This window comes from Bacillus cereus group sp. BfR-BA-01382 (assembly GCF_022663475.1).
In the GTDB taxonomy this organism is placed as follows: Bacteria; Bacillota; Bacilli; order Bacillales; family Bacillaceae_G; genus Bacillus_A; species Bacillus_A thuringiensis_S.
This window is the reverse complement of the sequence record NZ_JAKUFQ010000155.1, coordinates 1-9,203: the sequence shown is the minus strand read 5'-3', so window position 1 is coordinate 9,203 and position 9,203 is coordinate 1. Positions and strand designations below refer to the sequence as shown.

Sequence of the window (9,203 nt, the reverse complement as noted above, 5' to 3'; positions counted from 1 at the left end):
ATCCATTGGACGGAAAATATGGAGTTATCACAGCAAATTCCAGTTTTGCAAATTACCCTGTAACAATCGTTGACAATAATCATGAAAAAGGAACTCTTACATTATGTCTATTACACTTGTCGGAAGAGGTAAGGCAGTATGTATCTTTAAGATTACATTATGATTTTCTATATAAAAGCTTCGTTTTTGATAAATCATTATATCGAATTTACGAATATAAAAAAGAAGAGCTATCAAATGAAAAAATAATTAATATCTTGAAAAAAGTATTGTATTATATCCAACCATCCTTACAAGGTGGTTCATTAGTAGGTTCAAATAGCAAAAAAATAGAAGATGACCCTAATTATTATGCAGGTCATTATGTTTTAAATGATGAGGAAGAATATACGATTTTAAAATGTGGAAAAGAATATAGGTTCTACAGAGGAAATAAAAAATATTATCCAGATTGGAAAGATACTGAAGATAAAGACCTTCTCTATGAAGGGGAGATTGATTTTGAAATTTACAAGATGTCTATAGAATTGGCGGGTCTAAGACGACAAATTGTAATGTATGCAAATCAACTATTAGACGATGGACAAGATGATTTTATTCAAAAATACAAGGATTTGAAAAAACAACTTGAAGCGTCTTTAAAAGAAGTTGTTAATCTATAAAAACGTTTAAATACATAGAAGGGAAATTATGAAATGAAAAGTGAATTTTTAAAACAAGCAACTGTTTTTGATACAGCAAAACTCTACCCAGGAATCCCTATTTATCTCATTGAACCACCTGGCAATATTGGGGAGCCTCAACGAGTATATAATTGTTTAATAAAAGCTGTTACTCCAACTGAACTTACAATTGTTCGTATTAATTACGATGATGAAGTAGAAGAGCACACATATCCTGTGGGCTATTTTGAGGGTGTTGGTGCAAGAAAGATAGAGTTTACTCCTAAAAGAGAAAAAGAAACACAATAATCTATTACTAAGAAGCGAAAAACGGATAATAACTTAATCGAAATCAATGAAAATTCATAAAGATAATTAAAGAAACGCTAATAGGAGGATATTTAAAAATGTGCAGTCGAAGATTGTATAGAAATAAAAAAGATGGAAAAATCCTTATATTAACCTCTATGGGTCTTTCAGGGATTAGTGGGGAGTTTGTAGATACTTTAGGTACTCCGTATCGTGCAGGTTTGGAGTATTTAGATTATATGGGGTGTATTTCAAAAAAAGAAGAAATCGAATTGTCTTATTTATATTTAGAGGGTTATCGTTATCTTACAAAAGAACAAGATGGGAAAGTAAAGTTGTGGAGAAATCTTCCTAAACGATTTAAATTAGCAAAAGGAAGCTTCTGGACAGTGCAAGAAGGAGTATCGTATGAAGGGGCTTGGTGTCGCCCTACACACGGAGATTATAACTTTATGAAGTGGGAAGATGCTCCTATCGCTATTAATGAGATTGTAGATGTGCGAGGTATTAAATAATTGTAAATAATCAATACATAATGTAAAAGCAGAGAACAAATGTTGTCTGTTTTTTTATATTAGATGCAAACTATTAATATAATGTATAGATAATATAAAACCAGGTATAAGAAATTATGATTTATAAAGGAGAATGTACATATGAATAAATTAGGTAAAGCTTTAACAAAAGCAGAGACTATAGAATTGCAATATTTCTATTTAAGTGGATGTCGATATATTACCAAGGGAGGGTTTAATTATACTTCCGTATGGAGAGTGAAACCAACATTACAAAAAAAAGATTCTTTCGATGTTTGGAGAGATGAATGTGATGTTCATCCAGAAGGTGAATTTGCGAAATTTGGAATGTATGAATCTATCACTTTAGAAGATGGACCAATCTTGATTTCAGATTTAGTAGATATTTCAGAGCTAAATGCATAGAAAATCACGCAAGATGTAAACTCTACTATTAAGGCTAATTATTACTTATTTACATTAAAAGATAAAAAGTTCTCTCTTTAGAGAGCTTTTTCTTATAAAACAGTAAATTTATTAAGAAAAAATGCGTAAAATAGTCTATCAAATTTATGATTGGGGGAATGTATGTGTCTGACTATTTTCAGAGAAATATGATTGAAATTGTGAAAAATGAAGAAGTATATGAGTATCGTATAAAAGGGAATGTGCCACTTGCTATATATCCTATGATAATGCATATAATTGAATCCTGGTTATTGGATTATCGTTTTAAGGACAGAAAAGAAGCAGAAAGGGAGTTACGACCTTTTATAATGTGTTTAAAACAATATTCATTAAACACTAATGAAATAAAGAAATATTGTATGTACAACGGAATACCTTGGGCAGAGGATGAAGTTGAAAACAAAAATATATTATTAGAAATAGGGATTGAGTATGTAAAGGAAATAGACCTTTGGATTTTACCGAATCGTGTTTCAAAAAAAGAGATGTACTTGTTGTGCTCTTAATGGATAAAGTGCTTATAAAATTATTATGTTAACAAATAACGGATGGAGAAATATAACTTGGATGTTTACGTTCTTCATCGTGAATATTCAAATTTAAGAATATCTTTTCTATTCCTTATAGCTGATTATATAAATAATAAAAGACACTGGAAACGAGCCAGTGTCTTTTTAGAGTTTATAAAACTCCGTAATAATGTGAAACATTATATATTCTGTTATTTCCAGTTAAACCTTTATAGAAGTTGATGCTGTCTTTATACCAAGTTTTCTTTGAACTCTTATAGTGATATAAATTCCAACGAAGAGTGAAGTTATTCGAAGAAACTGCCCCCAATATTCCAGCCGCTACTGTTACTCCAGCCGTTTTACCAGGACTTTTCTTGAAAACTGTAGCAATAAGAATTGCTCCTAATGTGACTGCTGTAGCTGAAATGACATTAAATGAACCTTCGTCATAATACTTAAAGTCATAGACACCGCCACCTTTATCTGAACCAATAGTTAAATCATTAAGCTGTGGTGCCATAACTCTTTCTTTAGTAACTACATTGTTTGCAACCAATTGGCCATCAAGAGTAACTTCACCTTTATTCATGTCATAAATGGCTACGTTTCGTTCCTCTCCTTCACCAAAAGCAAATTCTCGGATTCCTTTGTCTAAGTCCTCCTTGAATTCATAGTTGTAATCGACTCCTTCAAGTGTGAACGTTCCTTTATCACCTATATCATCATTGTTTTTTGGTGGAAGTGGGATAAAGTTTTTCTGAGATGAGGTGTTAGTTTGGTTATGAATATTTCCAACATTTTCTTCTGCACTCGCAACAGTTGTAAAGCTTCCCAAAAGCAAAGTAGCGACAGTAGTGTTAGCCAATATTTTCTTTATTTTCAAATTAATACCTCCCTTTCAAATAATACTATACAATATCTTCCAGTATTAATCTACCATTTTTTTGGAATTTTTTAAATAATTTGTTATAATTGGTTTAGTAATAGTAAAGGAGGGACTTAAATGAACGAGAAGATTATTAAGCGAATTCACTATATAAGTTTAGTAGCAATAATATTGTTGATTATTCCTTCTGGTCTAAATCCATTTTATTTTAGTATTTTCTTTTTAGTTTTAGGAGTGAATATGATTAATGGAGGATTAGGAGTCTATGAGCAGTCGAAGAAGAAGCATATCGTTCCGATAATATGTGGAGTAGTTGCAATAGGGTTTGGAATATATAGATTAGTCTTCTGATAGTTGATGCAGAGTATTTTGAAGTTTAAATACTCTGCATTTTTTGTAGTTATCACAGGTAATTTATATGGTCTTTTATTTCAAGAATATATAAAATTTCACATACCGTAATTGTAATAAAAAAATAAACAATAGCAATAAGCTTACAATTTCTTGCTTTGTGTTACAATGAATAAATAAATTTACAGTTTATTATACATAGGGGGCTTGATTTTTAATGAGTACCGAAAACTTTGATTTTGAAACAGAATTTAAAAAAGCAACTGCTTCTTTAAATGGTGAGGCATCCGCATCTGTGTTAACATTTGCTCAAATGGGTGTGTTTATTAAAAGTGGCATAAAAGATATGGAAGACGCACGAGAATCTATTATGGAAGAACTTCAGGACATGCTTGATTCTTTTACATATACACAATTAATGACTTTATACATGATGGGAATGCAATTTAAAAGAGATTATGATTCAGCTTTAATAAGAAAAAACAATAGAGAAAAAAGAGAAATAACTATTGCAAATAAAGAAACTGGGATTAAGGAAAAAACTATTTACGATGAAGGATATAATAATGGAGTAATAGAAGGAATTGAACGTGGAAAAAAAGAAGCGGAAGCAAAACAAACTGAAATTGGTTTTAAAACGGCATATGAAAAAGGATACAAAGAAGGATTTCAAAAAGGAAAAGAACTACGCATTAAAGAACTAAAAAAAATGAGAGAATGGGAGTGATTTGCATGAATAAAAAGAGGGAGGAAACAATGAAGAAAATTGAAAATATAGTTGAACCTTTTGATGGAGAAATTCAAGCCTCTTTACTTATGCAAACTTATATGAATGTGTTTATTAATAAGGGATTGGATGATTCTTTTCAAGGAAGAGAAGCACTAAAAGAAAAGATTCAACGACTTATTGATGATTTGTCTTTTTACAAACTATTGTCTATTCTTCCTCTTATTGTGAATATGTCTAATAATCTTGGAGAGTCATTGACCAAAGGACAAGAGGTTGACGATAACCAATCTGCTTTAGAAGAAAAACTATTACATAACCTTGTATCTTCAGGGATAAATGGAAGTTATGAGGATGGCTATAGAAAAGGAATGGAAGATTTCAAAAGCATGTTTGCAGAAACAGAGCTGAAGAAAGAATTTAAATTTGCTTATCAAAAAGGTTACCAAGAGGGATTAGAAAATAATCGTGCGTATCAAAAAGGAATAAGAGAGGGGGAACGTTTACAAAGCAAACAAAAAAAGAATCTGTATGAAGAGGCGTATAATGATGGTTTTGAAAAAGGGAAAGAGCTTCGTATAAGAGAGCTTAAAAAAATGCGGGGATGGGAGTAGGGAATTATAAGATATGAGAGAATAATGGAATTATAAAAAAGACAAGTAACTAATTACTTGTCTTCAATAGCCAAATTATCTTTACTAAGCCCTTTTAGTTCTTTTCCACATAATAAAGTTTTAACATTCATTATAATAACGCTCCTTTTTTTGAATTTATCTTTCCGTATATTATGACCTAAAGGTATAAAACGCCAAATGTAACCTCTGCAATTACTTCGTCTTCTTCTAATAAAGCATTAATAACATCCGAGTAATTCCATTCTTCCGCTTCGTTCTAATAACCTTTGCTTTTTCTTTTAATTCCTCTAAATCTGTATCAACTTTCACCAGTAATACTGCCTGTACATCTAAAGTTTCCTCATCAGCAAGTAAAAATGTTTTGTTCATTACAAATGTCTCCTCATTTAGTTAATTATTTTAAATACCTGTTTATATGAATTTATTTATTAGATGGTATTTCTGTGTATGTATAATAAATTCCCCTTATCGAACGTTTCTTTTTTATGACATGTAGCTGTAGCAAATATAATACTACATACGAAAATATGACCATGAAAGGAAGGGATATGTTATGTACTGGATACTCAACACTGAAGAAGAAGTAAATGAAGTAAAAACACTATTGAATATATTGAACGACTATACACAAAAAATGCAAAATGTAGGTGAGAAATCGCTTAAACAAAAGATAAAGCAGGACTTTAAAAAAGATTTAAAAGATAGGGGCCCAGTATTGATATTTGATTTAATAAACAGAATTGGCAATCAACTGCATATACCTATCGCTGTATATCGTAAAGTAGCGAGTAAAAATAAAGACAAAACAACATTGAATAGAAAATTAGCCTATGAATATGCAAAAAAACTAATTCGTGACACTGCGGTAGAAAATGCAGAAACACAAGAGTTAGAAATGAAAGATATGAATAAAGAAGAATTAATCGTTATGACTACTTTTATCTACATGTTTTATGACATAGACAATGTAAAAGAGTCCATTAAAGATGCAAAAGAAGTTGCAATGATAACAGTAAAAAGGAAATTTGAAGCAACATGGAAAACAAAGTTGTATTGGAAGTTTAATTTACTTGATATTTTAGAGGACCTTAAACCAAAAAAATGAAACTGTTAAAGAACAATAGGGAGGACATATTTGATGGTTAAATAGAAAACTCCTTTCGAGTTACGAACATAACTTAAAGAAGGGTTGATAATTAATAGAAAAAAGAACAGTATTCATACTGTTCTTTTATTGTTGCTTATTTTTTCATTAGAAGAGAGAAATACTCTACTACCTGTAATCCATCAGTTTTACTTTCTTTTCCTCTACGAATAAACTTATGTGGTCGCAAATTCGTTATATCTGTAAGACATGTTATAAGCATCCACTCTGTAAATGAAAGTTTAAATTGTAATAGATTCTCAAATATATTCACTTCCGTATACGCAATCAATACAATAGCTGTTAGTAATGTAAAGATTACACCACCTAAAGATATAATGATTTGTTTTAATGGATGCGTATTCTTAGGTACATCATATCTGCATCTTCCTTTGAAGCCCCAAGAAAGTGTGAATTTTTTAATTCGAAATATATTTTTACCTGAACCCATTTCAAATTCTGCAATTGTTCCTTTATTTAGCAATACCATACACGCATGACCTAATTCATGAATAAATGTAGTGAGGTACAAAGCTGTTAAACCTTTTATGAAACATAATACACCTAAAAATACATACATCATATAAAATCTCCTCCTAAATTCAATTCGTTTCGAATACCTATTTTTATACATTCTTATATTATATAACAGGAATGTTATTCTAATAAATCTAACGTTAAAAAACATATCGCTCTGAAAAGAAAAAAGGAGTAAGATTGAGATAGGAAAAGTATCATTAAACATCGAATATTATGTATCACTTACATGTTTTTGCGTATTGAGAGGAGATTTTGAATGACTGAAGGCATTGCATATCAAGCAAAAGATATCTTATTCAAATCATTAACTGAACTATATAAAGATAGTGCATTAAAAGTGTTTCATTTGGATGATTTTCCAAAACCAATAACCTTATTAAATAATGAATTTCCAAGAGTAACTGCTGATGAAAAACGTTCTGACACTTTGTTTTTATTAGAAGATGATTCACTTCTTATGTTAGAATATGAAAGTAATAGCAGGTTTGTAAAAAATCATTTGAAGTACCTTGAATATGCACATCGTATATTGTATAGACATTATAGTGAAGAGAAAAAAATAAAAAAAATTAGAGTTGTCGTAGTGTATACAAGCGATGTAACTGAAAAAGAATATAAGTTAGATGCAGGAGATGTTCAATTATCCTCTAAACCAGTTTTCTTATGTAAATTTGGAGGAAATCATATTTTTTATCAAATTGAAAATAAGATTGAAAATGGTGAACAGCTTTTACCAGAAGAAATATTTAAGTTAAGTATTCTCCCTCTTATGGATACGTCTGAATCTCGACAGGAAATGATTGAAAAATGTTTTAATTTAGCAAAGAAAATGCCTGTAGAAGATGAACAACTGCAAGCTATTTCAGGTATATTGACTTCTACTGACAAATTCATTGATGAAGGTTATGCTCAAAAAATAAGGGAGTGGATAAAAATGACGAAAGTAGGTCGAATTATCGAAGAAGAAAAAGAGCGATTAAGAGTGGAAACGAGAGCCGAATCTATAGGGAATACGTTACGAGTTCTTACTCTATTTCAGCAAGGGAAAAATATTGAGCAAATTGCTGATAAGTTAAAACTTAGTAATGATGTCGTGAAAGAAATCGTAACAACAATAAGAAACAACCCTAACTAAACAATGAACCCCGTATCTATATGTGTACGGGGTTTTTATTTTGATATTAAACGTACTCTTGTTTAAACTTAGAAACACACGGCTAAATTCAATACTAAATTTAATGTTTAATTTACAACTAAATTAAGAGTTGTTTTTAATTCTATTTATGTGATACTATGTAATTATCATATTGAACGGAGATGGATTCATGAAAATACCTAACCTACATCAATTAATTATCAGCCTAACGGATTTTAAAAAGAAAATAACAGATATCATTAACAAGAAGGAAACGAAAGTTATTATGAAGAATAACGAGCCGATTGCTGTATTTATGCCTTATTCTGAATATCATTCAATGGACAATCAGATAAAAGCAACAGGGGAAGATATTACATTGCCAAATGGCGTACAGATTAAGGTAGTAGTTGATACTAAAGGAGACGATATTTTTAGAGATACTATTACTATTAAGACGTATATAAAAATGAGAACTTCAGGAGAGTACAAATTACATTTTACTCAACATTTAAGTGCTCCCGATGCAGAATCTAATTTAACGAGCGAAGAATACATAGCATATACAGATGAGAAATATAACAACAAAGAGAATTAGTCATTATTCTAACGAAAACAGGGAGAATCTATTGTAGATTCTCTTTTTTCATTTCAAAATTATAATTATATTTTTATTAACTATAGTCAATATATGTGTTATTATGTAGTTACTTAATGTAAAGGGAGAGATACCAAAGATTAGTGTGCAAAGAAACCTGATTGAATACCGTGCTCAAACAGCCGTAGCAATTCAGGATTTTATGTGGGAAGGAAAACCTTTCAAAAGCAAAAAGAAAGAACATACTGCGAAAAAATACTCACTATAATATAGATAAGTATTGTATAGATTTCAATACTAATTATAGAAGAAAGGAAGTTGAGGGCAATGATTGAATTTATAGGAGAGGCAATAGGACAACTTTTTCTTTTAATCCCTTCCAAGAAACAAAAAATATTTAAGAAAAAGTTTAAAATATTAAAACAAAAAGAGTGGTTCAAAAATAAATACAGCTCAGGAATTTTATTTGATAATCAGGTTAAAGATTTTATTATTAATTATGATATTGATAACATGATAAAAAGTGATTCGGAAATTGAAATATTTAAGGAAAAACTGGATGAATTATTATTAAAAAATAATGTTAGATAGTGTTTATATAGGTGTTATTAGAATAAAATATTTGAATTTTATCCCTGAATCACTAAAAAAGAGAAACTAATGTTATTAAAATCATTTACATGTTTTTCTATGTATAGAAAGAGTATTTAATATAAACTAT

15 protein-coding genes are annotated in these 9,203 nt (G+C 29.9%); 12 read left to right on the top strand and 3 right to left on the bottom strand.

All coding sequences use genetic code 11. The features are described 5' to 3' along the window. The 5 genes from MR160_RS31750 to MR160_RS31730 form a co-directional block, all read left to right on the top strand. Positions 1 to 662 (top strand): hypothetical protein (locus tag MR160_RS31750; protein ID WP_242299053.1); only part of this gene is annotated, 662 nt, incomplete at its 5' end. A gap of 33 nt (positions 663 to 695) precedes the next feature. Beyond that, entirely contained in the window at positions 696 to 971 is a 276-nt protein-coding gene (locus MR160_RS31745; RefSeq protein WP_242299052.1) for a hypothetical protein, read from the top strand. 98 nt (positions 972 to 1,069) lie between these two features. Next, complete coding sequence (locus tag MR160_RS31740; protein WP_242299051.1) at positions 1,070 to 1,486, top strand: hypothetical protein; 417 nt, start codon at positions 1,070 to 1,072, stop codon at positions 1,484 to 1,486. 141 nt (positions 1,487 to 1,627) lie between these two features. After that, positions 1,628 to 1,912, top strand: coding sequence for a hypothetical protein (locus MR160_RS31735; RefSeq protein WP_242299050.1), 285 nt, complete (start codon positions 1,628 to 1,630; stop codon positions 1,910 to 1,912). 158 nt (positions 1,913 to 2,070) lie between these two features. Further along, positions 2,071 to 2,460, top strand: coding sequence for a hypothetical protein (locus tag MR160_RS31730; protein ID WP_242299049.1), 390 nt, complete (start codon positions 2,071 to 2,073; stop codon positions 2,458 to 2,460). Between the two features lie 175 nt (positions 2,461 to 2,635). Here the strand turns inward: MR160_RS31730 and MR160_RS31725 are convergent, their stop codons facing one another. Then, positions 2,636 to 3,349 (bottom strand): hypothetical protein, encoded by a 714-nt coding sequence (locus MR160_RS31725; RefSeq protein ID WP_086877139.1) that lies wholly within the window; start codon positions 3,347 to 3,349, stop codon positions 2,636 to 2,638. 120 nt (positions 3,350 to 3,469) lie between these two features. Between MR160_RS31725 and MR160_RS31720 the strand changes: the two genes are divergently transcribed. The 3 genes from MR160_RS31720 to MR160_RS31710 all read left to right on the top strand — a co-directional run bounded on the left by MR160_RS31720 (position 3,470) and on the right by MR160_RS31710 (position 5,044). Beyond that, a complete protein-coding gene (locus tag MR160_RS31720) occupies positions 3,470 to 3,703 on the top strand; it encodes a hypothetical protein (RefSeq protein ID WP_061662462.1) in 234 nt (77 codons plus the stop codon). Positions 3,704 to 3,920: 217 nt separating this feature from the next. Next, complete coding sequence (locus MR160_RS31715) at positions 3,921 to 4,430, top strand: hypothetical protein (RefSeq protein ID WP_242299048.1); 510 nt, start codon at positions 3,921 to 3,923, stop codon at positions 4,428 to 4,430. Positions 4,431 to 4,459: 29 nt separating this feature from the next. Further along, on the top strand, positions 4,460 to 5,044 hold the full coding sequence (locus tag MR160_RS31710) for a hypothetical protein (protein WP_242299047.1): 585 nt from the start codon (positions 4,460 to 4,462) through the stop codon (positions 5,042 to 5,044). 228 nt (positions 5,045 to 5,272) lie between these two features. On the opposite strand, the gene MR160_RS31705 is transcribed toward MR160_RS31710, so the two are convergent. Further along, positions 5,273 to 5,434 carry a hypothetical protein gene (locus MR160_RS31705; protein ID WP_242299046.1) on the bottom strand — a complete coding sequence of 54 codons (162 nt, stop codon included), beginning with the start codon at positions 5,432 to 5,434 and terminating at the stop codon, positions 5,273 to 5,275. Between the two features lie 184 nt (positions 5,435 to 5,618). On the opposite strand from MR160_RS31705, the gene MR160_RS31700 reads away from it, so the two are divergent. Next, positions 5,619 to 6,170, top strand: a complete 552-nt coding sequence (locus MR160_RS31700; RefSeq protein ID WP_242299045.1) for a hypothetical protein — start codon at positions 5,619 to 5,621, stop codon at positions 6,168 to 6,170. Between the two features lie 136 nt (positions 6,171 to 6,306). On the opposite strand, the gene MR160_RS31695 is transcribed toward MR160_RS31700, so the two are convergent. Further along, positions 6,307 to 6,792 (bottom strand): site-2 protease family protein, encoded by a 486-nt coding sequence (locus MR160_RS31695; protein ID WP_242299044.1) that lies wholly within the window; start codon positions 6,790 to 6,792, stop codon positions 6,307 to 6,309. 213 nt (positions 6,793 to 7,005) lie between these two features. Here MR160_RS31695 and MR160_RS31690 point away from each other — a divergent pair, with 213 nt between their 5' ends. The 3 genes from MR160_RS31690 to MR160_RS31680 all read left to right on the top strand — a co-directional run bounded on the left by MR160_RS31690 (position 7,006) and on the right by MR160_RS31680 (position 9,073). Further along, positions 7,006 to 7,884 (top strand): transcriptional regulator, encoded by an 879-nt coding sequence (locus MR160_RS31690; protein WP_242299043.1) that lies wholly within the window; start codon positions 7,006 to 7,008, stop codon positions 7,882 to 7,884. Between the two features lie 190 nt (positions 7,885 to 8,074). Next, a complete protein-coding gene (locus tag MR160_RS31685; protein WP_144536643.1) occupies positions 8,075 to 8,482 on the top strand; it encodes a type II toxin-antitoxin system Phd/YefM family antitoxin in 408 nt (135 codons plus the stop codon). 327 nt (positions 8,483 to 8,809) lie between these two features. Next, positions 8,810 to 9,073 carry a hypothetical protein gene (locus MR160_RS31680; protein ID WP_242299042.1) on the top strand — a complete coding sequence of 88 codons (264 nt, stop codon included), beginning with the start codon at positions 8,810 to 8,812 and terminating at the stop codon, positions 9,071 to 9,073. The last annotated feature ends 130 nt before the right edge of the window (positions 9,074 to 9,203 follow it).